At 49.8% G+C, this 25,153-nt stretch carries 25 protein-coding genes; 17 read left to right on the forward strand and 8 right to left on the reverse strand.

Annotation, left to right across the window (positions count from 1 at the left end):
- Positions 1-614 precede the first annotated feature (614 nt).
- Entirely contained in the window at positions 615-824 is a 210-nt protein-coding gene (gene thiS, locus IPN95_02925; protein ID MBK9448369.1) for a sulfur carrier protein ThiS, read from the reverse strand.
- A complete protein-coding gene (locus IPN95_02930; GenBank protein ID MBK9448370.1) occupies positions 814-1,785 on the reverse strand; it encodes an NAD-dependent epimerase/dehydratase family protein in 972 nt (323 codons plus the stop codon). Before IPN95_02930 ends, thiS begins: the two co-directional genes overlap by 11 nt.
- Positions 1,786-1,843: 58 nt before the next feature.
- Between IPN95_02930 and IPN95_02935 the strand changes: the two genes are divergently transcribed.
- From IPN95_02935 to IPN95_02960, 6 genes are all read left to right on the forward strand, one after another.
- A complete protein-coding gene (locus IPN95_02935) occupies positions 1,844-3,010 on the forward strand; it encodes a formimidoylglutamase (GenBank protein MBK9448371.1) in 1,167 nt (388 codons plus the stop codon).
- Positions 3,007-4,107 carry an FAD-dependent oxidoreductase gene (locus IPN95_02940; protein MBK9448372.1) on the forward strand — a complete coding sequence of 367 codons (1,101 nt, stop codon included), beginning with the start codon at positions 3,007-3,009 and terminating at the stop codon, positions 4,105-4,107. The genes IPN95_02935 and IPN95_02940 overlap by 4 nt, the downstream gene beginning before the upstream one ends.
- 12 nt (positions 4,108-4,119) lie before the next feature.
- Entirely contained in the window at positions 4,120-4,848 is a 729-nt protein-coding gene (locus IPN95_02945) for an ATP-binding cassette domain-containing protein (protein ID MBK9448373.1), read from the forward strand.
- Between the two features lie 60 nt (positions 4,849-4,908).
- Positions 4,909-6,285 carry a DNA repair protein RadA gene (radA, locus tag IPN95_02950; protein MBK9448374.1) on the forward strand — a complete coding sequence of 459 codons (1,377 nt, stop codon included), beginning with the start codon at positions 4,909-4,911 and terminating at the stop codon, positions 6,283-6,285.
- A gap of 178 nt (positions 6,286-6,463) precedes the next feature.
- A complete protein-coding gene (locus tag IPN95_02955) occupies positions 6,464-8,539 on the forward strand; it encodes a BatA and WFA domain-containing protein (protein MBK9448375.1) in 2,076 nt (691 codons plus the stop codon).
- Positions 8,539-9,807, forward strand: coding sequence for a dihydroorotase (locus IPN95_02960; GenBank protein MBK9448376.1), 1,269 nt, complete (start codon positions 8,539-8,541; stop codon positions 9,805-9,807). The genes IPN95_02955 and IPN95_02960 overlap by 1 nt, the downstream gene beginning before the upstream one ends.
- A gap of 83 nt (positions 9,808-9,890) precedes the next feature.
- Here IPN95_02960 and IPN95_02965 read toward each other — a convergent pair whose 3' ends face one another.
- Complete coding sequence (locus IPN95_02965) at positions 9,891-11,489, reverse strand: tail fiber domain-containing protein (protein MBK9448377.1); 1,599 nt, start codon at positions 11,487-11,489, stop codon at positions 9,891-9,893.
- Positions 11,490-11,672: 183 nt separating this feature from the next.
- On the opposite strand from IPN95_02965, the gene rocD reads away from it, so the two are divergent.
- Entirely contained in the window at positions 11,673-12,914 is a 1,242-nt protein-coding gene (rocD, locus tag IPN95_02970; GenBank protein MBK9448378.1) for an ornithine--oxo-acid transaminase, read from the forward strand.
- Positions 12,915-13,171: 257 nt separating this feature from the next.
- Positions 13,172-13,489 (forward strand): hypothetical protein, encoded by a 318-nt coding sequence (locus IPN95_02975; protein MBK9448379.1) that lies wholly within the window; start codon positions 13,172-13,174, stop codon positions 13,487-13,489.
- A 61-nt stretch (positions 13,490-13,550) separates the two neighbouring features.
- Here the strand turns inward: IPN95_02975 and IPN95_02980 are convergent, their stop codons facing one another.
- Together IPN95_02980 and IPN95_02985 are read right to left on the reverse strand one after the other, a co-directional pair.
- Entirely contained in the window at positions 13,551-14,375 is an 825-nt protein-coding gene (locus IPN95_02980) for a phosphodiester glycosidase family protein (protein ID MBK9448380.1), read from the reverse strand.
- Between the two features lie 2 nt (positions 14,376-14,377).
- Positions 14,378-14,902, reverse strand: coding sequence for a hypothetical protein (locus IPN95_02985; protein MBK9448381.1), 525 nt, complete (start codon positions 14,900-14,902; stop codon positions 14,378-14,380).
- Between the two features lie 28 nt (positions 14,903-14,930).
- On the opposite strand from IPN95_02985, the gene IPN95_02990 reads away from it, so the two are divergent.
- A complete protein-coding gene (locus IPN95_02990; GenBank protein MBK9448382.1) occupies positions 14,931-15,149 on the forward strand; it encodes a hypothetical protein in 219 nt (72 codons plus the stop codon).
- Positions 15,150-15,539: 390 nt separating this feature from the next.
- Positions 15,540-15,935 carry a YqaE/Pmp3 family membrane protein gene (locus tag IPN95_02995; protein MBK9448383.1) on the forward strand — a complete coding sequence of 132 codons (396 nt, stop codon included), beginning with the start codon at positions 15,540-15,542 and terminating at the stop codon, positions 15,933-15,935.
- A 376-nt stretch (positions 15,936-16,311) separates the two neighbouring features.
- Here IPN95_02995 and IPN95_03000 read toward each other — a convergent pair whose 3' ends face one another.
- Positions 16,312-16,740: a hypothetical protein gene (locus tag IPN95_03000; GenBank protein MBK9448384.1), complete on the reverse strand. Its 429-nt coding sequence runs from the start codon at positions 16,738-16,740 to the stop codon at positions 16,312-16,314.
- Positions 16,741-16,861: 121 nt separating this feature from the next.
- Here IPN95_03000 and IPN95_03005 point away from each other — a divergent pair, with 121 nt between their 5' ends.
- The 4 genes from IPN95_03005 (at position 16,862) to IPN95_03020 (ending at position 20,916) form a co-directional block, all read left to right on the forward strand.
- Positions 16,862-19,198, forward strand: a complete 2,337-nt coding sequence (locus IPN95_03005) for a TonB-dependent receptor (GenBank protein MBK9448385.1) — start codon at positions 16,862-16,864, stop codon at positions 19,196-19,198.
- Positions 19,199-19,202: 4 nt separating this feature from the next.
- Positions 19,203-19,385: a hypothetical protein gene (locus tag IPN95_03010; GenBank protein ID MBK9448386.1), complete on the forward strand. Its 183-nt coding sequence runs from the start codon at positions 19,203-19,205 to the stop codon at positions 19,383-19,385.
- Positions 19,360-20,034, forward strand: a complete 675-nt coding sequence (locus tag IPN95_03015; protein ID MBK9448387.1) for a DUF4249 family protein — start codon at positions 19,360-19,362, stop codon at positions 20,032-20,034. Before IPN95_03010 ends, IPN95_03015 begins: the two co-directional genes overlap by 26 nt.
- 123 nt (positions 20,035-20,157) lie before the next feature.
- A complete protein-coding gene (locus IPN95_03020; GenBank protein ID MBK9448388.1) occupies positions 20,158-20,916 on the forward strand; it encodes a dienelactone hydrolase family protein in 759 nt (252 codons plus the stop codon).
- A 35-nt stretch (positions 20,917-20,951) separates the two neighbouring features.
- Here IPN95_03020 and IPN95_03025 read toward each other — a convergent pair whose 3' ends face one another.
- On the reverse strand, positions 20,952-22,430 hold the full coding sequence (locus IPN95_03025; GenBank protein ID MBK9448389.1) for a redoxin domain-containing protein: 1,479 nt from the start codon (positions 22,428-22,430) through the stop codon (positions 20,952-20,954).
- Between the two features lie 76 nt (positions 22,431-22,506).
- Between IPN95_03025 and IPN95_03030 the strand changes: the two genes are divergently transcribed.
- Both IPN95_03030 and IPN95_03035 read left to right on the forward strand, forming a co-directional pair.
- Complete coding sequence (locus IPN95_03030) at positions 22,507-23,250, forward strand: DUF547 domain-containing protein (GenBank protein ID MBK9448390.1); 744 nt, start codon at positions 22,507-22,509, stop codon at positions 23,248-23,250.
- 326 nt (positions 23,251-23,576) lie between these two features.
- Positions 23,577-23,753 (forward strand): histone H1, encoded by a 177-nt coding sequence (locus IPN95_03035; protein ID MBK9448391.1) that lies wholly within the window; start codon positions 23,577-23,579, stop codon positions 23,751-23,753.
- Between the two features lie 78 nt (positions 23,754-23,831).
- Here IPN95_03035 and IPN95_03040 read toward each other — a convergent pair whose 3' ends face one another.
- On the reverse strand, positions 23,832-24,503 hold the full coding sequence (locus tag IPN95_03040) for a DUF3575 domain-containing protein (protein ID MBK9448392.1): 672 nt from the start codon (positions 24,501-24,503) through the stop codon (positions 23,832-23,834).
- A 128-nt stretch (positions 24,504-24,631) separates the two neighbouring features.
- On the opposite strand from IPN95_03040, the gene IPN95_03045 reads away from it, so the two are divergent.
- On the forward strand, positions 24,632-25,150 hold the full coding sequence (locus IPN95_03045; protein MBK9448393.1) for a hypothetical protein: 519 nt from the start codon (positions 24,632-24,634) through the stop codon (positions 25,148-25,150).
- The last annotated feature ends 3 nt before the right edge of the window (positions 25,151-25,153 follow it).

Consider the following 25,153-nt stretch of genomic DNA (forward strand, 5'->3'; position numbering starts at 1 on the left):
CCCTCGGCGGTTGGTGTTTGAGTTGGCAAGGCACTGGCAATCAATTAAGTGACCCGTGGCGGCTTTGCCAACTCTTACACCGCGTTCTGGATAGAGTTGGCAAAACCTATTCCAATTGATCGGTACGCTTTGCCAACTCCCTCGGCGGTTGGTGTTTGAGTTGGCAAAGGCTTTGGTTTCAAATAAATTGGCTAGGGCGGCTTTGCCAACTCTCCCAACGCGTTCTGGATAGAGTTGGCAAAACCTATTCCAATTGATCGGTACGCTTTGCCAACTCCCTCGGCGGTTGGTGTTTGAGTTGGCAAAGCTTTTTGTTTCAAATAAATGGTCAATGGCGGCTTTGCCAACTCACTCGGCGGTTGGTGTTTGAGTTGGCAAAGCACTGGTGTCAATCAATATGATATGGCGGCTTTGCCAACTCTACACCGCGTTCTGAATAGAGTTGGCAAAACCTATTCCGAATGCTAGGTACGCTTTGCCAACCCCTCGGCCCGGTTCGGGGTGTTTGAGTTGGCAAAGCATTGTTTAATAAGTGGGGTCGGTGGCGGCTTTGCCAACTCTCACATCGCGTGGTCAGTGAGTTGGCAAAACCGAATTTATTGATACCTAGCCCATCACCCGCCTTGGCGGGCCGTGATCACCTCCAAAGCATCACCCGCTTTCACCAAGGTGTCATTCCATTCGCTACGTGGGACCAACTCCATGTTCAAGGCGACGGCAATGCCTGTTTGCTGAAAAGGGATTCCGATGGCTTCAAACACGTCCTCCAAGCGGTTTTTTCCCTCGGGAAGCGTGATCGCTTCGCCATTCACCTTAATTTCCATGTTCCTTGCGGTAAAGTTCGCCGGTATCTGCGATGCATTTTTCCATCGGAGTATATTGGAAACCAATGGTTTTGGTGATTTTGCTTCCGTCGTAGTTGAAATGATGCCGCGAACTGCGCGTGGTTTCGCGGGTAATGATCGGTTCACGGTTGCGCAGATTGCCCATCCATTCATTGAGCTGTCCAGCAAAATTGGCCACGAAGGCAGGAGGGACGATGGAGGGTGGTTTGACACCCAGGCTTTTGGCAACCAATCCAAAAAAGTCCTTGTAAAGCATGTTTTCGCCCACAAGGACGAAGCGTTCCCCTTCGCAGAGTTCGCTTTGGAGCAGGTCCACGGCGGCGCGCGCCACGTCCTGCACGCTCACAAAGCCGGTTTTCCCGGGATTGTAGAACTTCAGCCCCTTCGCAACGCTGCTGAACAGCTTCGGACTACCCTGATCCCAATGCCCCGGTCCGACGATGATGCCGGGATTGCAAATCACAGCCCGCAGGCCTTCCTCCACGCCGCGCTGAACCTCCTGTTCGGCCAGGTATTTACTCCGACCGTAGGCCGAGTTCAGCGAACTCTTGATCCACTTGCTGTTTTCGTCGATTTTCGGGGCGCCGGCGACGCGGCCCAAGGCTGCAATCGAACTGATGTGGACAAGTTTTTTGACCCCGGCTTCGAGTGCAAAGTTGACGATGTTCGCCGTGCCTTCGACATTGATCCGCGTCATTTCATCCTTGCGACGGGGCCAGAAGCTCACGACCGCGGCGCTGTGAATCACTTGATCCACGCCTTCGAAGGCCACTTCAAGGCTTGACGTGTCCAAAACGTCACCTTCGACCAATTCGACGCCCGGCTCCGCCTTGACTTTCGCAGGATTGCGCACCAACAGGCGCACCTTCTCGCCGCGCGACAACAGCTCCTTCACGATGAATTGGCCCAGAAAACCGGTGCCGCCTGTGAGTAAAATCATTCAGCTTTTGCAGTATATTTGCGCAAATTTAGAACAAAACGCGCAATCATCGTCTTGCATGGATATAGAATCGCTTTTCAGGCCGCTCGAGCCCAAATTGATCCAAAAAAGGCTCACGCTCGACGATCATCGCCTCAGTGATTTCACCAAATTCAACTTCGGCGAATTTCCCTATTGGCAGGGGGCAGACATCGTCATCGTAGGCTGTCCCGAAGACCGCGGCGCCCGTGGTTTGACGGGTTCTGCCATGGCTCCCGATCAGATTCGTAGGCACCTTTATGCCCTTGCCGCCCCCAAACGCGACCTGAAAATCGTGGATTTGGGCAACATGGTCAAGGCTGATCGCATGATTCAGTACTACGACCGTATAGCGGACGTCGTCGAAGAGGTGGTCAAGGCCGGAAAATTGCTGATTTTCCTCGGTGGAAGCCAAGATATTGTCTACGGACAGTACAAAGGCTACCAAAAATTGACCGATAGCGTTGAATATGTCTGCATTGACTCGCAATTGGACGTCGAAGACAGTGATTTTGGCATTCACCACGCGAGCTACAACCACAAAATCTTCCTTCACAGCCCCAATTACCTGAGCAACTTCACCAATTTGGGGTATCAGAGCTATTTTGTACCGCTTTCGCAGAAGGTCAGGCTCAGGAATCTCTACTTTCAAGGTCTCAGACTCGGTGAATTGCGGACCAACCTGCGTGAAGCCGAGCCATTTTTGCGCAACGCAAGCATGGTGAGCTTTGATATGAGCGCCGTTCGATCCGGCGATGCGCCTGGTACTGCAAATCCATCTCCTGCGGGCTTCACCGCGGAGGAAATCTGCCAATTGGCACGGTACACGGGCATGAGCAACCGCGTGAGCAGTGTGTCCATTACGGAAATCCTGCCGATGCGCGACTTCAATGCGCAGACCACCTTGCTCGGGTCGATGCTCGTTTGGTACCTCATCGAAGGGTTTTTGAGCCGCCGCATCGACGAACCTGAAGACCTGTCGCGCCTGATCAAATACAGCGTAAGCCTCCAAGGAGGCATCCAAAATTTGGTGTTCTACAAAAATCCGCTGTCGGAACGTTGGTGGATGGAAGTGCCATATTCCGAAGGAATGGGCAGGAGAGAAGGGCGGACGGAACTTGTGCCCTGCAGCGAAAGCGACTATGAATTGGCGCGGCAGGATGAAATTCCCGAAAAATGGTGGCTTGCCCACTACAAATTGAAATGAAAATCGCAATTGTCGGCGCTGGTTCGGCGGGACTTTTCACCGCTTGGTACCTCTCTCAAATGGGCCACGGCGCTGATGTGACCCTGTTTGACCGCGGCGAACCCGGCCACGGAACGACTTGGAAGGCTGCGGGCATGCTGGCGCCCGTCCACGAAATCGAATTTCAAGAGTTGGATCTCCTGAAAGCGGGCATCGCGAGCCGCGATCTCTATTTCAATGAAGTCGCACCTGCGCTCGGCGAAATCGGGCTGCGGCATTATGGTTCCTTGGAAGTCGGTCTGAGTCAGGACGATACTGCCTATTTGCGCCGGCAATTCGAGTTTCAGCAAAGCCACGGCCTCGATGTCGAATGGCTGAGCGGGGCGATGATCCAAGAAGTCGAACCCTTTGTTTCCAAGAACATCGGGCAGGCGATTTGGAGCCACAAGGATACGCAAGTCGACAATTGGCTGCTCGTCAAGCGTTTGGTGGAGCAACTTCGGATGGCTGCCGTGACCATTCGACCAAATTCCGATGTTCAACATTGGTCGGTAAATGGCGATCAGAAGGTAGAATTGCGGATAAATGGTCAAAGCGAAGTGTTTGACAAGGTCTTGTTTGCTTTGGGAGTGCCTTCTGCCGAAATCCAAGCCAAATTGCCCTACCGCATTTATCCAGTTCGCGGCGAAATGGTCTGTCTGGAAACCCCACAAGATGACTTTCCGAGCACGCAGGTGCGCATCGTGAGCAAGGTTTTGGGAAATGCCTACGTCGTACCCAAGATGGATCGGATTGTTTGTGGATCCACATCCGAAGAAAAGGGCCTTGAAATGGTGAATACAGCGGGTGGGCTTTTGAACATCCTGCGGAAATGCCATGCGGTGATCCCGGCGATCTACGAAATGAACGTACAGGAGATTTGGGCGGGGCTGCGTCCTTCGACCTTGAATCGTTTGCCGATTCTTGCGAAAGAAAAGGATTCGGCTATTTTCCACCTCAATGGACTCTACCGGCATGGGATTTTGCTCGGTCCGGTTTTGGGAAAATCGGCAGCGCGTTTGCTGCTGGGGCTTGAAAGATTGCCCGAAACGCAAGCCTTCGACCTCGAATTGAAATAGTAAATCAGTTCAATGATCACATTAAAGTCGGTATGGAAAGGTTTTCAGGATCAATCGATTCTGGAAGATATCTCCTTGTCCATTCCGAATGGCGAAAAGCTATGTGTAATTGGTCAAAGCGGAATCGGAAAATCGGTGATGATGAAGTTGATGGTAGGGTTGTTGCAGCCCGACAAAGGCGAAATCTGGATCGAAGGGCAGAATGTCACCGAATTTCGACCCAAGGATTGGACGCCGATTTTGCGCGATTTCGGGGTGGTTTTTCAGGGCGCAGCACTGTTTGATTCGTTGAATGTCCTGGAAAATGTTGGCATTCGCATGATCGAGGAAAGGAGCGCAAAACCCGCCGAAATCAAGGAAAGGGTAGCGGAATCCCTGAAACAGGTCGGTTTGGAGCCGAATGAAGTTCTGACCAAATACCCCTCAGAACTTTCGGGCGGCATGCAAAAGCGTGTCGGCATCGCCCGCGCCATCGTCAACAAACCCAAGTACATCTTCTACGACGAGCCCACCACGGGCCTCGACCCCGTCAATTCCGGCCGTATCGACGAACTCATGAACAGCCTCGCGCAGGAGCAAGGCCGTACGAGTATCATCATCACCCACGACATGTACACCGTCAAGACGATCGCCACGCAAGTCGCCATGATCCATGATCGGAGGTTGCATTTTCATGGAACTCCCAAGGAATTCCTTGACAGTCAGGATCCTGAAATTCAACGATTCCTCGCAAGAGCCTAAAACCGAAGATATAAGCATCCCCAATTCTCAATTCTCAATTCTCAATTCTCAATTCAAGAAATGGCCAAACTAAAAACGATCTATGTCTGCACCGCCTGCGGTTTTGAGCATCCCAAGATGCAAGGCAAGTGCAACAACTGCGGCGAATGGAACACGCTTGTTGAAGACGTGATCGACGCAAGTCCGCAGGCCCGTGTCGTCGAATCCTTCGTTTCCAGCCATACCGGCGGGCAACCTCGCCATTTGAATGAGATTGACGACATCCGCGAGCGGCGCATCTTGACGCCGGACAAGGAAATGAACCGCGTTTTGGGCGGCGGCATTGTCGAGGGTTCGGTCGTCTTGTTGGGAGGGGAGCCCGGTATCGGAAAATCGACCTTGCTCTTGCAATTGGCCTTGCAGCTCAGCGGATTGAAGGTCCTGTATGTCTCTGGAGAGGAATCAGAAAAGCAGATCAAGATGCGCGCGACCCGCATTCCCTTCGACAATCCATCCTTGCTGTTGGCTGCGGAGACACATTTGGAGCGCATTTTGCAATTTCACAAAGATCACAAACCAGATATCCTGATCGTGGACTCAATTCAGACCGTTTTTTCGGCGACGATGGAGAGCGCGCCGGGATCGGTCTCGCAGGTACGTGAGTGCGCGCAACGCCTTATGCGCCTGGCCAAGGACACGCAGACGCCGGTCTTTTTGGTCGGACACATTACTAAGGACGGCGCTTTGGCGGGTCCAAAGGTGCTGGAACACATGGTGGACGTCGTTTTGAGCTTCGAAGGCGAGCGCCACAACAGCTACCGCATCGTCCGCACCAACAAAAACCGATTCGGCTCGACGCTGGAGCTCGGCATCTACGACATGAACGAGCAGGGATTGCGTGAAGTCACCAATCCGAGCGAGATTTTCCTCAGTTCGGCGGATTCTGGATTGAGCGGAGTTGCGATTGCAGCGACCTTGGAGGGTTTACGTCCCTTGCTGATTGAGGCACAGGCTTTGGTGACGCCGTTGGCTTATGGCACGCCACAGCGTTCGGCGACGGGATTTGACCTGCGCCGACTGAGCATGTTGTTGGCCGTCCTCGAAAAACGCTGTTCCTTCAAAATGGGGCAGAAGGACGTTTTTGTGAACATCGCCGGCGGATTGCGGGTCGATGACCCTGCCTTGGACTTGGGTTTGGTCTGCGCCGTCGTGTCGTCGATGCTCGACATGCCCTTGAACCGCAAGGTCGTCTTCGCCGCCGAAATCGGCCTCACAGGTGAAATTCGGGCAGTTTCCCGCATCGAGCAGCGAATCGCCGAGGCTGAAAAACTCGGATTCGAACAAATCTTCATCGCCGAAAGTCAGCTCAAAGGCTTGGAAGGAAAATTCAAAGGCTTGAAAATCAAAGGATTTTCGCGTTTGGAGGACGTGTTCCGGGCTGTTTTTGGTGGCGAATAGGCTTAAGGATACACCTGCCGGGCAGGTCTCCATTTTGAGCATGATTTGAGCTATCAATCTATAAATCAATTGTATGTGATCATCGCGAGAAGGATCGACGTCGCTGAAAACGAATTGATTCAAATTCCCATTTTTTCCCCCTGCGACAAATCATTTTTCCTTAATTTCGACCCTTGGAATGACATTTCTCAACCCCATATTCCTCTGGGCTTCGTTTGCGGTTTTAATACCGATCATCGTCCACCTGTTCAATTTCAGGAGGCCCAAGCGCGTTTCCTTTTCTGACATCTCGCTGGTCAAGGAGGTCAAAAAGTCCGTTGTCAAGCGTATGCGGTTGAGACAGTGGCTTTTGCTTGCTGCGCGTATCCTGACGATCTTGGCTTTGGTCTTCCTTTTTGCAAATCCCGTCTGGCGCAAAGACAATGCTGTCGTCGCAGTTGGGAATAGTTCCGTTGCCGTGATCATTGACAACAGCTACTCGATGAAAGGCGGGAACGACAAAGGCGAATATTGGGTTCAAGCCCAAGAATTTGCGCGGGAAATCATTGAAGCCTACGGCCGCAACGACGAATTTCTCGTCATGGGAAGCGATGAGCCCAAGTTGCATTTCAGCTTCGGAGAGCAGCAAGCGGCAGTCAAAGAGATTCGGAAGCTCGAAATCGCCCAAAATACAAGGTCGATGGCTGACATGGTTTCGGTCGCAGGAGACATTTTTTCCAATGCTTCGAATGCACGACGTTCGCTGTATTTTATCAGCGATTTCCAGACCTCTACGGTGTTGCCTGACAGTTTACTCACCTTGAAAATCGCTGATGGCGTGGATGTTACCTTGGTGCCATTGACGACCAGACAATTGAAAAACGCCTACATCGCCGACCACGCGATCACCACGCAGATTATTGAAAAGGAAAAGCCGGTCACCCTTAAGATGACCCTCGTCAATGACAGTCCGGAACCGCTCAAAGCCGTCGGATTACGCGTGGTCACCAACGGGGAAGACCGTCCTGTAGCTACTGAGGACCTGGAACCGGGCCAACGTTTGGACGTGAATGTGAATTTGTTGCCCAAGACTCCGGGATGGCAATCAGGTTATATTCAAATCGATGATCGCCCGATTGAATTTGACAACAAGCGTTTTTTCAGCTATTACGTGCCTTTTCGCGAGAAAATGCTGATCGTCGAGGAAAAGGTGAACCCCAAACTTCACCTGATGTTCGGGGGTGAAGTGGTGGATCAGTTTGAGGTCAAATTCATCTCCTCCAGAGAAATTGCCAGTGAGCAACTGAGTGACTATAAGTCAATTATGCTGGTTGGGCTCAATGAGATTACCACCGGATTGCAGCAAAAGCTCACAGCCCACCTTGCAGACGGGCGCAGCATTTTGTTTTTCCCCGGAGAAGAAATGAACCCTGCGGCCGTCAATCCATTTTTCCAGGCGATGAACTTGGGCCAATTCGGGCAAAAGGTCAAAAATGAGGTAGGGCAAGTGGCAGCGGGAGTGGACCTCGAGCATCCTGTATTTGAAGGTGTATTTGCCAAAAAGACACCGGGACGGAAATTTGATGCGCCTACTGCATACCAGTACTATGATTATCGCCCATCGAATGGCGCAATTCAAAACGTGATCCTTCGCTTGGGCAACGGATCGCCGATCTTGGTGGAGACACGTCCGGAAACAGGCCTGTTTTTCACATTCGCAATGAATCCCGCGGAAAGCTGGACGGATTTGACCATCAAAACGAGCGGATTGGCCTTGATGGTGCAATTGGCGAGGATGATGAATCAGACGCAGCGCGTCGAAGCAGTGATGGATCTTGGTGCTACTTCGATTTTACGTATCACGACGGAAGGCAAGGACATGATTCAAATGCGCGGGACAGAAGGCGATGAAAGTACACCCGAGCAGTTTGTGCAAAGCGGTGCAGTAGTTTTGAAGTTTGACAAGCTCAAACTCCAAGAAGGCAATTTCGACCTTGTTTTAGGTGACAGCATTCTGGAAAAAATCAGCTTCAACGTCCCGGATGCCGAGTCGCAACTTGCCGCACGGAGCGAACAGGAAATCCGCGATTTCTTGGCTAAAACTGGCAATGAGGCGATTCAGGTAAGCGCCGCGATTCGCGGGAGCTTTGGCGCGGAAATTCAAGCCCGCAACGATGGCGTTCCGCTTTGGAAGTATTTCCTGATCGCAGCTTTGGCGTTTTTGATCGCCGAATTTTTGATCTTGCGTGTAGGCACAAAACCCGCAACCACTTGATGGATAGTATTCTATTTCAAGATGTAACAATTGTCGATGTCCACTCCACCTGGAATGGAAAAAAGGCCGACGTCCTGATTGAAAACGGGAAAATCCAGAAAATCGCGCATCCGCATTCCCTTACGTCTTCAAAAACGACCGCGGGAGGATACCTTTCAACCGGTTGGGTGGATATGCGTTGCCAACTCAGCGATCCAGGCTATGAATGGCGCGAAGACTTGGAAAGTTTGTCTGCCGCTGCCTTGGCCGGCGGATTTACCCGATTGCTGACCCAGCCCAATTCAGTTCCGGTCATGGACAATGCCGGGCAGGTACGCGCATTGGTCGGACGCGCAGCTGCATTGCCCATCCACCTACACGTCGCAGGCGCGTTGAGCGTAGGTGCGCAGGGAAAAGACCTCGCAGAATTGTACGACATGGCACAAAGTGGCGCGGTGGCCTTCACCGATGGCCGCAAAGGCACCCAAACTGCTGGATTGCTATTGCGTGGTCTTCAATATGTTGTCCCTTTTAATGGCTTGGTGATTGACTCGCCGCTGGATCAGGCACTTGCAGAAGACTGTATGGTGGCCGACGGCATCAGTGCGGTGCGTATGGGCCTCAAAGGTATTCCGGCGATCGCAGAGCAAGTCAATATTGACCGGGATTTGCGCCTTTTGCAGCATTTTGCTGGCCGCTTGCATATCGGGCCGGTGACTACGGTCGAAGGCTTGGAGGTCATCAGGAAGGCAAAGGCAGAAGGAATCCGATTCACTGCCGAAACTTCTGCGTTGTACCTTTTGTTGGATGCAACTGAAAATGAGGAATTTGACGCGGTGACGAAGGTTTATCCGCCGTTGCGTGAAAAATTGGCGGTGCAGGCCCTCAGGGAAGCGGTGGCCGACGGCACGCTGGACGTGGTGAGCAGTGGGCATCATCCGCAAGGGAGAGAAGAAAAGACACACGATTTTGTGGATGCTTCTTTTGGTGCCGATACATTGGAGACGGCATTTGCTGCGATCGTTACAGGCATGAAAGAAGTTCCGCATTCGTTGGAAGCGGTCATTGCAGCATTGTCCACAAAGCCGCGAACCATCCTGGGATTGCCGAATGCAGGCATTGCCGAAGGTGCCGATGCCGAGTTGACCCATTTCGACCCATTTGGCACTTGGACTCCCCAATTGAGCGACATCCGTTCCAAGTCAAAATACAATCCATTGATCGGAAGGGAATTGCAGGGAATTGTATTGGGAACAATGGTCAAAGGAAAATACTATCCTCGAAACTAAGGGATTCCTATTGGTTGAAAAATGCAAAAGGCGCAACGGATCCAGGTTGCGCCTTTTGCATGCTATACCAGATGATGAAAATCTTATTGACCTACCGTCAAATTGCTTTTAAAGGAGGCTTTGATAGCTTCGATTTCTGCCCGCAAGGTTTCAATCTCTGTCTTCGAAGCCGATTGATCTGCTTGCATTGCCTCAATTTGAGCTTGCTGATCTTTCACGGCATTGACCAACAAGTAGGTGAAGGCCGAAGGGTCCACTTTCAAATATTCACCCGATGCATCCACCATATAAGGTGCAACTTGCTGCAACTCTTGGGCAATCACACCTACATAGACTTTCCCGATGTCTGCTGTGCCGCCGACCCCGTTGTATTCAAAGGTGACAGGGCGAATCGCTTTAAGCAAATCCATTCCATCAGCAAATGGCAAGACGTTGCGCTTGACACGCATATCGCTCAAAGTAGCCCAAGCACCTCCACCAGGCTTATAGGCCGCGCCGGTGGCGTCAAAACGGAAAAATTCGGTATTGGCACCGCAACCCGATCCGCCTGCCTGAATGACAAAAGCATCCACACCATTACAATTGTCGCCGAGATTCACGCGCAATTCGCTGGCATCTGAACCTGCATTGTAGCGGCCCATCCACAATGGATCGCTGTTTTCACTGTTGAAGGTCGGCCCGGCGTTGGCACCGGCAAAGTTGATGACATTGCCAAAGGAAGGAAGCACACCGGTATTCGGCGGATTTGCAATTCCGACGCGTACATCACCATTAACATGCAACCGCACGCTGGGTGCATTGGTGCCGATACCCACGTTGCCGCCAGCTGTTACGCGCATCCGTTCCGTTGCTGCAGTCCTTGTGACGAAATCAACGGCATCGGTGGTGCCTACATAATTGGTTGCTGCATTGGTCCCGCCATTTCCATTCAATGTCCAGGCAAGCGTATTCAGGTTGGTAGTGGAAAGCACCCTGCTCCAAGGCGTTGCAGGGTTGTTGTCGGTCTTGCGGTAGTACAATTCCTGGTCAAAAAAACTGCCGGAAATCTGCAAGGCGTAGTTGTTACCTGCATTGCTGTGGCGTGTATCAATCAGATGCCACCAAGAGTTGGCACCTGCTGGATAGTTTACCGGAACACTCGTTTCAAAAAAACCGGATTGTGCGCCTGCGCTGCCTTGCAAGCCGGCATCATTTCTCGTTTCCGTCCTCGAATTGCTGTTTCCGTAGCCAATCGTTCCGCTCGCCAAGTCAAGCCGGTAAAGCGGGGCAGGGGTTCCGATTCCCACATTGCCCGTGGATAAGACCCGCAACCGTTCCGTATTGGAGGTGCGCAGCACCAAATCAACCGCATCGGTAGTTCCAACAAAATTCGCTGCCGGGCTTGTTCCGGCATTACCCAAAAGTGCCCAATCTGCGGTTCCTGTTTGCCAGGATGGTCCACCAACGGTTTGCGTCAGCACCTGTCCATTGATTCCTGCCGGAATCACCGTCAAGGTACCATTCACATCTGCCCCAACGATTCTCGTTCCAATTCCAGCCAATGGATTTACGCGCACGTTGCCAGCGACGTGGAGCCTTTCAAGCGGCGTGGCAATTCCAATTCCGACATTCTGAGCGGTAACTGTTCCGGCAAGCGCTCCTGCGCTCATCGCAAATCCTGCCAACCATTGTTTGACTTTCATATCTATATTTTTGATGGAGACCCGAGCGTTGATCGAGGGATACTGTTGAATTTCGGATCAATGAGGCAATTTCTCAAAAACTGTCCAAAGAACAAAACAGTGTGGACCGAATAGAAGGGTAGAGGGTTGTGAATTCCGACTGATTTTCTGAGTTTTGACAAAATTTTTGAAACACAGGTGGTTATGGTGAATGAGAAACAAAGGATTGGCAGTCAAGAGGCAATAGCCCTTGAGGAAAAGTACGGAGCTCACAACTACCATCCATTGCCTGTGGTACTGAGCAAGGGCGACGGGGTCCATGTTTGGGACTTGGAAGGCAAGAAGTACTACGACTTTTTGAGTGCTTATTCTGCTGTAAATCAAGGTCATTGCCACCCAAGAATCATCAATGCATTCGTGGAGCAAGCCAAGAACCTCACATTGGTTTCACGGGCTTTTTATTCGGACAAGCTTGGCGTCGCGGAGGAATACCTTTCCAAATACTTCGGCTTCGAGAAGGTTTTGATGATGAATTCAGGAGCTGAGGCTGTTGAAACCGCCATCAAAATCGTGCGGAAATGGGGCTATGAAGTGAAGGGTGTCGAACCCCACAAGGCCAAAATTGTCGTCTGCAGTGACAACTTCCATGGCCGTACCACGACGATCATTTCATTCTCGACCGACCATGGTTCACGCGGCGGATTCGGGCCGTTTACGCCTGGATTTGAGGTGATTCCTTATTCCAGCATCCCTGCGATGGAGATGGCATTGGAAGATCCCAACGTTGTCGGATTCCTGTTTGAGCCGATTCAGGGCGAAGCAGGAGTGAAGGTCCCTGTCGATGGCTACCTGCGGGCGATCCGTGAGCAATGCTCCCGCCACAATGTGCTGATGATGGCCGACGAAATTCAAACAGGCATCGGCCGCACGGGCAAAAAGCTTGCTTGTGACTATGAAAATGTGCGTCCAGACGTATTGATTTTGGGGAAGGCACTTTCCGGGGGGACGATGCCGGTTTCAGCGGTGCTTGCTGATCGGGATGTCATGGATATGCTCCATCCCGGGCAGCATGGTTCCACCTACGGTGGCAACCCGCTTGCCTGCGCGGTCATGATGGAGGCCTTGCAGGTGATGGAAGATGAAGGACTTGCCGACAATTCGGAGCGGTTGGGACATATTTTCCGGGCAAGATTGGATGCATTGAACCATCCAATGCTTGAATTTGTACGCGGAAAGGGGCTTTTTAACGCGATCGGCATTCGCCCGATTGGTGGATTCAAGGCCTGGGACGTGTGCCTGAAGATGAAGGAAAATGGTTTGCTCGCCAAGCCGACGCATGATCATATCATCCGGTTTGCACCACCCTTGGTCATTACCGAAGAGCAGGTACAAGAGGCTTGCGATATCATTATTGCCTCCATCAAGTCTTTTGAGGTAGGGATTTGATCCTTCCTTTTTCCTTCTTTGGAGGAAAGTGACCGAAATCGAAAGATTCAAGCCTATGCGCTTGCGAATCAGTTGAATAGTTTCTATATTCCGAATGCCTACCTGTCGCAGGTATAGTTCGCTCTTGGTCCTTTTCGTTCAGTGCTACCACCTCCATCCATAGGTTGGTTTTGCCGCTGAATTGAGGGGCATTGGAACATCATCCGGCGACTGGGCGGCGAATGCGATGTTTTCGTTTCACTAAATTCCAGATGATTATGACCCAAAGTACATCAGAAGTTCAGGTTGAGCGCGAGGCATTGTTGGCCCGAATCCGAAATTGGGAGCGGGAACTTGACAGCTTGATCGCAGAAAATGGACAAGTGGTCCTCTTTGCGCATCAGGAAATAGACAAAAAGCTTGTGGCGCATTTTGAGAACCAATTTATCATCCAAAAAAACCGGCTTGATCAATTGAAACACCACGTCAAGCTCACCGGCGGAGACCTGAAAACGCAGGAATCGCTCGATGAATTTTCCGGTTTCTTCTCCAAATTACAGTCTGACTTTGTCGCCTTTTCCGAATCATTGTCCTGAATGGACTCTGACGGCGGATTGAAAATTCTGCGAAGATCCGGTTGGCAGCTGAGGATTTGGCTCACCGGTGCCTGATGCCGATCACGTTAGGAATTGGCCAAGCACGGTCGTTGGCGTCGGATTCAAAAAATCCGGTTTCATAGCTTCCAAAAAGGTCGATGTTGCAGTCCTTGGTTTGGAGGTATAGCGAAGCTTCAGGACCTCCCTCAAGGTACATGGCATTGTGCAAGTCAAGGTCGAGATCCAAGAGTTCGTTGATGAAATCGTGGACTGAATAGGGTGACCGGCAGAAAATGAACAAGGCTTTGCCTGATTTGTCCATTCCCATTACCACCATGCTCCATTTTCGAGGCTGCTGTGACCAACGATTGGCCTGCTTGCAATCGATCATCCGGATGCCTTGGGTTACGTTTTGGTATTGATCCAGTAAGGATTTCCAGTTCTGACATTCCCGGTCGATGATCTGAAAGGAGGGCAGCTTGGGTGAATTGGTTCCAAAGGCGATGAAAGTGTTGTCATCGTTGATCCGCGGGTTATAAACTTTGCCTCCCAACTTCATGTAGCCGACATTGGTGAGACCATCCATTTGGAACATTCCTGCATTCACTGCCGCTACAAGCCCAAATTCAGTGGACCATTGCTTGGCTGTTCGGGCCTTCCCTCCATGGTCGGCGGCGGCAAGTAGCTGGAATTCCCACTTGGTTGGATCAATTCGCACCACTTGAATTTTGCGGTTACCTACCTCAGAGGCTTGTTTCGCGGTCAATGTGGCGACTTCCATACCATCCTCCAATTGCTGCCAAATTCCTATGGGTTCGACTTGCGAAACTGCCCAGGAAAACCCGGAAAGGAGCAACATGGCAACGGTGAAGATTCTGCTCAGCACTTTTAGGCCCCGATTGGAAATTGCAGAAGGAGACAGAGATTCAAATCCAAGAGTAGCAGGATTCCCATGACAACCGTGATCCATATTTCTCGTTTTCGGATCGAAAGCAATTCCCTTGGAGTCTTGAAATTCAATAATATAATGGATGATACCTCCATCAATACAAGAAGAGCGATCCAAAATCCCATGAGTCCGGAAATTTCAGAATAGGCGATCTCTAAATAGGAAGAATCGTTTTTCAGATCCACGACGAATAACGAAACCACCACTTCGATCATGGCTAGAAGTGCAAACCCCGAAGCTGAAAGCGTGAGAATATACCCCCACCGTTTGCCAAAACAGAGCAGGATGCCGCCCACCAGGAATGCAATGGTCGACAGCAGCGTCGCGTTCATCAACAGGATCGTGCCTGCCATTTCCTTGAGGTAAAAAGAAAGCGGCATAAAAGCCAACATTTCCAAGGTAGGCTGCAGGATGATGTAAATTTGAACCGTAGGGACAATCACAAACAGGAGCCCCAATACCACAAAAATCCACCTCCAAATAGAAGCAGAAATGGGCAGCGCGCTGGCGGATACGGTACTTTTGGAATCCATTTTCAAATCGAATGGTCAAAGATACCATCCATTTCATGGTGTGCAAAACCCTGGTGATCCGATGGATATCCACAAAGCAATCATTCTCATTGTCGAAAATGGGCAGATTCATTACATCGGCAAAGACGTTATCCACATTGGAATTGTAGGGATAAAGGCGCTGAATCCACAAGATTGACGGCGATACTATCAGCTAAATCGTTCCAGTTCCGATAAACCCTCAGAAAAACTTGGTATTTGACCTTCGATTTGTTACAAATTCACAGGGTGATGTGGATAACTCTAAGGACGAGGATTTGGGAAGGAAAATGGATTGTATTTAATTAGATGAATGGAAAGATATGGGTTGGCCTGATGTCGTTCCTTTTATTGGAAGCATATGAAAAAGTTCAAAATTGTCATCGCCGCTGTATTAGCACTCTGCTTCGTAGAGGGAGCTTGGGCTATTGCCCCGGGCGGTGCCCTTGGAGGCGGCGGCAAATCCGCACAACAGCACCCACAACAAGAAGGTGCCATCGTATCCCAGCCGGCTCAGGCAGCAGGACCGTCTGCTACGGATACACGTCAAATGGAAGCCTCGGACATTACGCCGATCAAAGGCACGCAGGGGCAGCCTGAAAGCAAGGTCGCCATTGGCAAGCCTTCTTCAGAGGGTCAGGCAGGCAACGAATTCAATGAAGCAGAATTTGCAAAGATCGCCTCCGAGAATGCACGCAAGAAAGAGGTGCGCAGCCAACTCAAGCAAGCCTTGAAAAGCTACAGAGATGCGCAGAAATCAGATTCTCCAGACGCACCCAACGACTCTGAGTTGTTGCTGTATGTGATTTTGGCATTTTTGCTTCCTCCTTTGGCCGTTGGTTTGTACATGAATGGCCTTACCACTGAGTTTTGGATCTGCCTGTTGCTGACCATTCTCTTTTACATTCCAGGTTTGATCTACGCATTGATTGTAATCCTCAGGTAATTTACTGAGGTCTAGAAATATTAAAAATCCCTCGGTGACCCCGAGGGATTTTTGTTGTTACGCATTGTTATGCTGCTCGGACAGATGAGATCCAATGTTGGAAGCAAGTAGCGCGTCAATGAACCAGGTGGGAAACCATCTGCATCGATGATCGAAAGGTTGATAGGATAGGACTGCATCAAACGTTCGAATCAAAAGGGTGGAAGCAAAGGCATTCTCGATCAGCTATCAGGTCCAAGGTTCCAAATCGATCAAGGAAATAAGCAAATGCATCGCATTGTTTGACGCGATGGGATATGCAACGCCGCCGAATAGAGACTAAAAAAAAGCGGGCCAAGGCCCGCTTCAATGATCATTTTTTGAGTTTCCAGAAATCTCAGCGGCCGTGTTTCCAGCGGTTGCGCTGACGTGTGCTTCTGAAATTGACGGGTTTGCCGTACTTGGTGTTGAATGTGGAATGGAAGAAGTTCCTGACTTTGGCGCGGCCAAGGATCTCTTTTTGAGCCATTTTGGACGTGTATTTGGCTGTTTTTGCCGAATACCGTGCATGCTGAAAAGGTTTTGCGGAGACGTCACTCGTCTTGGCATCCTTGGTGGATTCGTCCTTTTCTTTCCGACCCCCACCTTTTTCCTTCTTTTCCTTCTTCTCCTTGTCATCCCCACCACCACCGAAGGTCAAATTTACCTCGGAGGATTGCTTTTCGGAGGTCAAAATTGGGCTGGCATTGACCTTTTCCCACTTCAGAAAAAGCACTGCCGCGACGCAAACCACCAACATTTTGATACGCATATCCTTCTTTTTCATGTAAACTTAATTCGAAAGTACAAACAATTCGGCATAACTGCTGCTTTTGACAAAAGGAATCTTATTCTTAATCGGTAAATTTGGACTCTATTTTGAGATGATTTGTTACTCTAATTGCTTCATGACACGTCGGCTACTTACCTTTTTGGGCTTCATCCTTCTGTTTTCCCTTGCCTCTGCACAGTCCACATTTACGCTGAGTGGAAAAGTCCGCGACGCTGAAACCGGCGATCCGCTTGCAGGCGCAGGTGTGTACGCACCCGGGAAAAAGGTCGGCGCTTACACGGATGAAAAAGGGAATTATTCCATTCAATTGCCGGCCGATACCGTGACGGTGGTTTTTACCTTCACAGGATATGGGACTGTGAAAGAGGTCGTAACCTTGACAAAAAACAGCAACCTGGATGTCAAGATCAATGAAACGGGTTCCACCATGGACGATGTTGTCATCGAAGCCAATTCGCTGGAAGAGAAGCTCAATAGCACCCAAATGAGTGCCAATAACCTCACGATTGTCGAGGCAAAGAAGATTCCGGCGCTTTTTGGCGAGGTCGATATCATCAAGACGTTGCAGTTGAAGCCGGGTGTACAATCGGGCGGTGAGGGGCTTTCGGGATTGTACGTGCGCGGGGGAGGACCTGACCAGAATCTGTTTCTTGTGGATAATGCCCCTGTTTACAATCCAAGCCACCTTTTTGGACTTTTCAGCACGTTTAATGGTGACGCCGTCAAGGACGTAACGCTTTACAAAGGCGGATATCCAGCGCAGTTTGGAGGCAAGCTCAGTTCGGTGATCGACATTGGTCTGCGGGAAGGAAACATGAAGAAGTTCTCTGGAAGCGGTGGTATTGGTTTGATTTCTAGCCGCCTATCGCTGGAGCTGCCCATTATCCGGGACAAAGTATCTTTGATTGTGGCAGGTAGACGCACCTATTTTGATGTCTTTACGCGCCAACTGAACATCATCAAAAAGGACAATCCCAATTACAACCCGATCCCGGACTACTACTTTTACGACTTCAATGCCAAGCTGACGATCAAAGCCTCACCACGCGACCAAATCAACGCCAGTTTTTATGGCGGTCGGGATAAATTCCGGTTCAATGCCGGTGATTTTGACTTCAAATTGGGATGGGGAAACTTGGCAGGAGTTGTCGATTGGAGCCACGCCTTCAATTCCAAGCTATTGCTCAAGGTGATGGGCACCTTTTCCGACTATGACTACGCATTTGACAATGTATTTTCACAGTTCAAATTCAAATTGAGCTCTGGGATTCAAGATTTTGCCGGGCAAACACAGTTGTTGTGGAAGCCGACGGACCGCCACAACATCAAATCTGGAATCGCCTATACACATCATGCATTTGCTGTGGGCCGCTTCAATGCCTCAAGTGAAGACAATTCGGTCAATTTCGAGAGTGGCCAGAATTTTACTGGAAATGAACTCGGAGCCTATATCAACGACGAATTTGTAGCGGGCAAAAAGCTCTCTATCAATGGCGGCTTGCGGCTTTCAGGCTGGGTCGGCGGTGACACTTCTTACTTCGGATTGGAGCCACGCGCATCTGCGAAATACAGCATCAGTGACAAAGTGAGCATCAAAGCGGCCTATGCGCGGATGTTTCAGTACGTGCACATGGTTTCGACATCCGGGGCCTCATTGCCGACGGATATGTGGTACCCATCGGGCAAGGTTGTGCGCCCGCAACGGAGCGACCAAGTCGCCGGAGGCGTGAGCATGCTCCTGGGAAAACAATTCCTGCTGAGTGATGAGGTATACTATAAATGGATGAACCGTCAGGTCGATTTCCGGGATGGCGCACAGATCTTTTTCAACGACGACCTCGATGGTGAATTCGTATTTGGGAAGGGGTGGGGCTACGGCAACGAAATCTATCTGGAAAAGAAACGCGGGCCTGGCAAAGGCTTGCTCGATCGTTTGAGCGGCTGGGTCGGCTATACGCTTGCTTGGAATTGGCGTCAATTTGCTGAAATCAATGATGGAAACAAGTTTCATCCGCGATTTGACCGCCGCAACGACATTACCGTCGTCCTCATCGAGGATCTTGGAAAACGTCTCAGTGTCTCTGCAACATGGGTCTATGGAACCGGGAATGCCGTGACGCTGCCGATCGCTTGGATGGTTTCCTCGGATCCCGTGCCAGGAAATGACATTAACATTATCCCAATTTACACCGAGCGCAATTCATTCAGGATGCCCAATTACCATCGCATGGACGTAGGCATGGTGTACAACATCCTTCCAAAATGGGGCGAATCAGACATTACCCTGAGCGTTTACAATGCCTACAGCCGCCGAAACGCCTATTTTCTTTATTTCGATACGGAAACGGAGACGCTACCCGGCACAGGGATTACTACTTTGACTGGATTCAAGGTCAAACAGGTGTCGCTTTTCCCGATCATTCCATCGCTTACCTGGAACTTCAAATTCTAAATCCATGCACAAGAATAGATTCATCGTATTGGTCAGCAGCATTTTGGGGATGCTCGCTTTTGGCTGTTTACCTGAAAAGGAAGTTGAAATCGAGATTCCGCCTTATGACCGGCAGCTTGTCGTCGAATGTTACATGGAAGTCGGAAAGCCGTTCAGGCTGCTTGAGCGAGAGTATCGGCTTTTTTGAACCACAGGACACGCCGATTATTGCAGGTGCCGAGGTGGTGATTTCCCACAATGGAATCCATGATACCTTGCCGCAGGGTTTGTTTTTTGATCCGGAGGGATTGAAGATATTCAACTTTGCTTCGAGCGAAGTCGTGCCGGCCGACTATACCACTCAGTATTCGATTTCTGTCAAGTACCCGGATGGAAGGCATGTCACGGGCGCGGCCAAAATCATGCCTCCGGTTCAGTTGGAGCCGATGACAGCCTCTTTCAATGCAGACAGCAACGCTTCCGTGCTCGTCAGGTGGCTCGATGAGCCCGGGCAACAGAATTTCTACCGTTTGGCATTGTTCAAGGGCAAGGTTTTTGATCCGAATCCTGACAATGAAAATACCCAATTGCTCGATTTCACGCTCGATGACCGCATTGGGGACGGGGAGATGTTCACCGTTGGAACGTTGTTTGATTATCAATCAGGCGATACAATCATCGCCCAATTGTACCATATCGACCAACCTTATTGGCGATACATCAATAGTTTGGACGATGCGGCAAGTTCAAACGGCAATCCATTTGCACAACCTGGCGTGATTCGATCGACGGTTTCCGGCGGAATCGGTGTGTTTACAGGCTACCTTTTCACACGAGATACCTTGATCATTCCGTGATGTTCAATTCCAAGCTGGAGAATCTTGCCTTCTGACTGTAATTTGACCTACAATTTTTCCTGAAAATCAGGTTTCAGGGAAAAACTGGATTATTTTTGCAGTCAAATTGCCGATTGATTCAGTATGCTTGAGAAAATTCCGCTTGAGACGATGCCGCAGGGAAAGAAGGATCCCGCGTGGATGGCCCAGTTTAAAGGTGGGTTGTTCAAGCAGGGTTCCAAGCAACTGCCTTTTCGTCTGTATGAACCTGAGGTGGTTGCAGGTCAAACCTACCCCTTGATCCTGTGGTTGCACGGGGTCAAAGGCCGTGGTGATGACAATCAGCGGCAAATCTCAGCCGGCAACAGCCATGCACCAGCCTTCTTCTCCAATCCGGAGGTACAAAAGCAGTTTCCAGCTTATGTGTTGGTCCCACAATGTCCCGATGGGAAATTTTGGATCAATTTCACCAACCTTCGCATTCGCAGACCGCTGAAAATGGCAATGGCGTTGGTCGAAAATGCCCTTGCAACATTGCCTGTTGATCCTACCCGGGTATATGTGGGCGGGCAATCCATGGGCGCTTTTGCAACGTGGGCCTTGCTTGCCGAGTATCCTAAAACCTTCGCGGCGGGCATTCCCGTCAGTGGAGGAGGAAGTACACGCAAGGCGAAACGTAGCATTGCATCGCCCGTTTGGATTTTCCATGGCGCAAGTGACCCCATTGTGCGCGTGGTGCGTTCGCGTGAAATGCATGAAGCATTGCAAGCTGCCGGAAAATCAGTGACATATACAGAGTTCCCCAATGGACGTCACGACATTTGGCCCGCTGTTTTCACGGAGCCCAATGTCGCCGAATGGTTGTTTGCCAACCAGACCCAAGCGGTCAAACGTCGGCGCTAAACCAATCAATATTCCGTTTCTAATTGACGTGAAGGCTATCTCTGGTGGCCATCATCCTCATCGTGCTTTTCGTCCGGATCAGGTGCTGGAGGCTCAGGTAAGCCCAATTCGTGGTTCAAGTATTTCTTGAGGTTGTAGATGTCCAAACGCTTGGCCATGATCTTTTTATCCTTGTCAAGGAGGTAGATCACCGGTGTGCTATAGATATCATAGAATATCCGGAAATTGGTTTTGTTCTGCGGATCAGCCACGTTTACAAAATCTTCCATTCCCTTTTCCTTGACAAACGCCTTCCATTTGTCGAGTTCCTCCTTGGTGGATACGGCAAATACATTGACGCCGTATTGCTTGTATTCTTTCAGCAGTTCGGCGAGTTGCGGCATTTCCTTTTTACAATGCCCGCAATCATGGGCCCAAAACACCAAGACAGTGTATTTTGCGTCCATTTTGTAAAGGCTTGTCGAATTGCCATTGATATCGTCCATGATCAAATTGACTGCCTTCTCGTCGCAATTGTTGTAGCGCATCTTGTAATAGCGGTCCTTGATTTTGCTCAATTGCGTACTGTCGACCCAATCTGCGCGTCCGCTGACGTAGTAGGAGCCCGCCATGTGTACGTAAATCTTGTCGAAGCACATCTGCTTGCTGCCACTCCACATGTTGGTAATCGTGATCACGCAAAATTTGAACACATCTTTGTTCGCCTGCGCCTTCACCATGATATCTTCAATGCTCATGATGATGGAGTCTGGATGCTGTACCGTGAGCCGATTCAGGTATTCCTTGATTTTGTTCTGAATGATCGGGGAGCGCAGCAACCGCTCATCACTAAAATCCACGAATTGCAAGTACTCAGACTTGTATTTCCTGAACTGAAATATTTTAGCTTCTTCGGCAGACATGCCGGTGGGGGCAGTCGCGACTTCAGGTTCTTGGGAGGCGTAAAGCAATTTCGATACGAATTTACCTTTGTTATCGGCAATCACCTTGTCACGGTAGGCCTTTACCTGCTTGTCAAGGTCTTGGAGGAGCTTGTCGATTTCCGTCTTGCGACCCTCGACCGTCGCCGGATTGTCCTTTTCGGCTTTCAGCTTTTCTGATTCCTTTTGTTTGGTCTCGATGAATTTCAGATAATCAAAGAAAATCGTGTTTTCGTCGCTGACCTTGACCTTCATCGCGGAAACCATGTTGGCGAGGTCGGTCTCCATCGAAATCTTGGGTTCGACGGCAAGGAATTCAAAATACTTCATCCCGGGCACTACAAACAGAAAGATTCCGCCTTCAAGTTCCGTGCCTTTGAAATTCACGATCCCGGTCTTGGGGACGATCATCGTGTCCTTGATATACTGCTTGGTTCCAAGGTAGTAGGCGATCATCGTGGTATCGCCCTCCTTTAAACCCTTGACTTTGAAACTGTAATCATATTCCTTGACATTCGCAGCGTGCACACTTCCGATCGTCAGGAACAAAACCAAGAGCAACAATCCTTTCTTAAGCATTGAATTTGTATTCATCTTTGCCATTCATGATTTGGGCATTGGGCCAAATTTAAGATTATCTCAAGAAATAGGGGAAGATTCCTGAAAACAAATGAATCCGCCAGCATTGGACGACAAAGCAAAGACCCTGCCAGAAGAAAAGGCACTGTCAATTTTGCAATTGATCAGCCAATGTCTTGCGGATTTGCAAATGGGAATACCGGTAGATGAGGGACTGAGTGAATTGGCATCCATTCCGCAACAGGAATTCCTCGCATGCTTCTTGGAGGATGGAATGCGTAAGGCATTCTGGATCAATGCCTACAATATCTTCAATTTGGTAGCTATGCGAAAGCGGATCCCGCAAACCAAATGGGAGCGATGGCAACATTTTTCCAGACGGCAATTTTCTGTGGCAGGTTTTGCAATGAGCCTGAATGACATTGAACATGGAATTTTGCGCAGATCCAAATTTTGGTGGGCACAAGGATGGCTTCGAAATCCGTTTCCCGTCGGCTGGAAAAAGCGATTGCAACTGGAAAAGGACGATCCGCGGATCCATTTTGCGTTGAATTGCGGAGCGAATGGTTGCCCTGCAATACGATTTTATACGGCTACAGGCGTCGAACAAGAGCTGGAATTGGCCACTATGGGCTTTTTTCATTCAGAGGTATTCTTGGAAGCCGACACTATTTGGGTTTCATCGCTCTTCCAAATGTATCTGGGTGACTTCGGCGGATTGAAAGGGTTGCGGAAATGGTTGACAAAATACGGGGCCGAACTCGAGATCGAACAAAAGCGCATTCGATTCAGGAAATATGATTGGACAACCAATCTTCAGAAGTTCAATGAATGAGGCCATTTTGGCGAGCGTTCCATACGCCAAACATGAACCTTTTTTCTTCTAATGGCCCCCCAATGAACAGAATCCACGCATTTTCGTCGAAAAAGTCGACAAGTTATGAACAGGAACGCCATTTCGACCAATACAAACGCATTTCAACTTAATCATCTGATAATCATTTATTTAGGCATAACATGATCATTCAAGAAACTCCGTAATCACTAAGTTATCCTCCAAATATGCCTTTGGAGCGAATCAATGCAGGTTTTGAAACATTGAAAAATTAGCTAGCTTCGAATTGGTTATCTAAGGTTTGTACCATAAATTCTGATTTAGAGATGAAAAACAGATTTGATGAATTGAAGTCGCTCGTGATGTCGCTGGAAGAAGATTTCGCAAAATTCTACCAAAAAAGCAACAAAGCAGCTGGTACCCGCGTGCGCAAAGGCATGCAGGATCTGAAAAACTTGGCACAAGAGATTCGTATCGAAGTGCAAAACGCCAAAAACGACTGATTGTCGTTTTGAAGGAATGAAAAGAATCAAGGCCCCCTCAAGGGCCTTTTTTCGTGGATCCAAGGCAAGAACTCAACCTTAATTGAATCCGTAGCCGACACCGACTCCGGCGCGCAAATCCAAGCCGTCAAATCTCATTCCTGGTTTCTGCGCGACCGATTCATCGCCATCACAACCTGCACATTGCATTGTGTAGACCGATTTTGCAAAGCCATAACGCGGTCCAACAAAAAGGTCGATTGCCAATCTTTTTTTGATGAAAAATTGATATCCGACTACAAATCCAACATTCAACGAATTGATGTTGACATTGACTTCAGCGTTCACTTCCTGGAAAATGTCGGGATCATAGGCAACAATCCCATAGGATTTTTTTACATGCTGCAGGCGCAGGTAGGTCCCAAGATAGGGGCCGCGGGGCACCTGACGCCTTTGAAACGCCAAAAAGTAGCGCAATTCAGGGGTGAGACCGATCAATTTGTAGTCAATGGGTTCCGGAAGGTTCGGCGAATAAACGGCAACCGTTGGTGCGCCGACCGCAAATCCAATTTGACCGGAAAATCTGGTTCCCAAACGTCGCTCCATTTGCACATTGAAAGTCGAAACAAAGAGGCTCAATGGATTGATTTTCAAAACCATGCCAGGGCTCTCACTGATCGGCTTCTGCGCCTTTGCAACCCCATGGAACCCGATTGCCACCGGCAACAGGATCATCAAGGAAGCACGCAAAAACGTTTTGAAGGAAATCATTGCTCAAAATTAGAACCTTTTGGCATCAGCGAAAATCAATTTCTTCAACAGGTTTCAATGAGAGCTGTCAAGACGTTTCGACATTCTGTAAGTTTGCGCAGGACAATGGTACATTCACTATAATCTCAATGGCTACCGAATCGTCTAAAATATTTCCAATTGCCTTCTGGGCGTTGATTTCGTCAGCGGTCATACTCTTGAGTGGAACCTGTCGCAAAGCTTCCTCACCGACAAATATCGGGTCAGATGTACTTTCTACGCAAAGTTTTGTAGGGCCTTGGGTAGCGAGTACCGTGGAAGTGGAGATCGTTTCCAAAGACAAAATTGGCGGGGATGATCACTTGCATTATGAGTCCAAGGAATTGGCAGCACAACAGGGCCGGAAGCCGGCCATGACGATCTACAACGCCGATGGAAGTTACAGGGAGGAGATCTTCTCGATAAGCGACTCATTGGTGCAGTCCAAAGCAGGCTTTTGGCACTTTTACCAAGATAGCCTGTTCATGCGCTTGGATGTCACAGGAAGTCCTAAAATCGCATTCCAAGCCGCCAAGCAGGGCAATGGGCTCAAGTTGTACAGCCGGATAGATTGGGACGGTGACGGGGCCAAGGACGATCAAATGACGGTCTCGCTCAAGCGCCCATGATTG

The sequence above is a fragment of the Bacteroidota bacterium genome (assembly GCA_016718825.1).
Classification (GTDB): Bacteria; Bacteroidota; Bacteroidia; order J057; family JADKCL01; genus JADKCL01.

Bases quoted from the DNA above. Each gene is read 5' to 3' on its own strand.
- thiS (MBK9448369.1), bottom strand. From the start codon at position 824: ATGGAAATTAAGGTGAATGGCGAAGCGATCACGCTTCCCGAGGGAAAA.
- IPN95_02930 (MBK9448370.1), bottom strand. From the start codon at position 1,785: ATGATTTTACTCACAGGCGGCACCGGTTTTCTGGGCCAATTCATCGTG.
- IPN95_02935 (MBK9448371.1), top strand. From the start codon at position 1,844: ATGGATATAGAATCGCTTTTCAGGCCGCTCGAGCCCAAATTGATCCAA.
- IPN95_02940 (MBK9448372.1), top strand. From the start codon at position 3,007: ATGAAAATCGCAATTGTCGGCGCTGGTTCGGCGGGACTTTTCACCGCT.
- IPN95_02945 (MBK9448373.1), top strand. From the start codon at position 4,120: ATGATCACATTAAAGTCGGTATGGAAAGGTTTTCAGGATCAATCGATT.
- radA (MBK9448374.1), top strand. From the start codon at position 4,909: ATGGCCAAACTAAAAACGATCTATGTCTGCACCGCCTGCGGTTTTGAG.
- IPN95_02955 (MBK9448375.1), top strand. From the start codon at position 6,464: ATGACATTTCTCAACCCCATATTCCTCTGGGCTTCGTTTGCGGTTTTA.
- IPN95_02960 (MBK9448376.1), top strand. From the start codon at position 8,539: ATGGATAGTATTCTATTTCAAGATGTAACAATTGTCGATGTCCACTCC.
- IPN95_02965 (MBK9448377.1), bottom strand. From the start codon at position 11,489: ATGAAAGTCAAACAATGGTTGGCAGGATTTGCGATGAGCGCAGGAGCG.
- rocD (MBK9448378.1), top strand. From the start codon at position 11,673: ATGGTGAATGAGAAACAAAGGATTGGCAGTCAAGAGGCAATAGCCCTT.
- IPN95_02975 (MBK9448379.1), top strand. From the start codon at position 13,172: ATGACCCAAAGTACATCAGAAGTTCAGGTTGAGCGCGAGGCATTGTTG.
- IPN95_02990 (MBK9448382.1), top strand. From the start codon at position 14,931: ATGGGCAGCGCGCTGGCGGATACGGTACTTTTGGAATCCATTTTCAAA.
- IPN95_02995 (MBK9448383.1), top strand. From the start codon at position 15,540: ATGGAAGCCTCGGACATTACGCCGATCAAAGGCACGCAGGGGCAGCCT.
- IPN95_03000 (MBK9448384.1), bottom strand. From the start codon at position 16,740: ATGAAAAAGAAGGATATGCGTATCAAAATGTTGGTGGTTTGCGTCGCG.
- IPN95_03005 (MBK9448385.1), top strand. From the start codon at position 16,862: ATGACACGTCGGCTACTTACCTTTTTGGGCTTCATCCTTCTGTTTTCC.
- IPN95_03010 (MBK9448386.1), top strand. From the start codon at position 19,203: ATGCACAAGAATAGATTCATCGTATTGGTCAGCAGCATTTTGGGGATG.
- IPN95_03020 (MBK9448388.1), top strand. From the start codon at position 20,158: ATGCTTGAGAAAATTCCGCTTGAGACGATGCCGCAGGGAAAGAAGGAT.
- IPN95_03025 (MBK9448389.1), bottom strand. From the start codon at position 22,430: ATGAATACAAATTCAATGCTTAAGAAAGGATTGTTGCTCTTGGTTTTG.
- IPN95_03030 (MBK9448390.1), top strand. From the start codon at position 22,507: ATGAATCCGCCAGCATTGGACGACAAAGCAAAGACCCTGCCAGAAGAA.
- IPN95_03035 (MBK9448391.1), top strand. From the start codon at position 23,577: ATGAAAAACAGATTTGATGAATTGAAGTCGCTCGTGATGTCGCTGGAA.
- IPN95_03040 (MBK9448392.1), bottom strand. From the start codon at position 24,503: ATGATTTCCTTCAAAACGTTTTTGCGTGCTTCCTTGATGATCCTGTTG.
- IPN95_03045 (MBK9448393.1), top strand. From the start codon at position 24,632: ATGGCTACCGAATCGTCTAAAATATTTCCAATTGCCTTCTGGGCGTTG.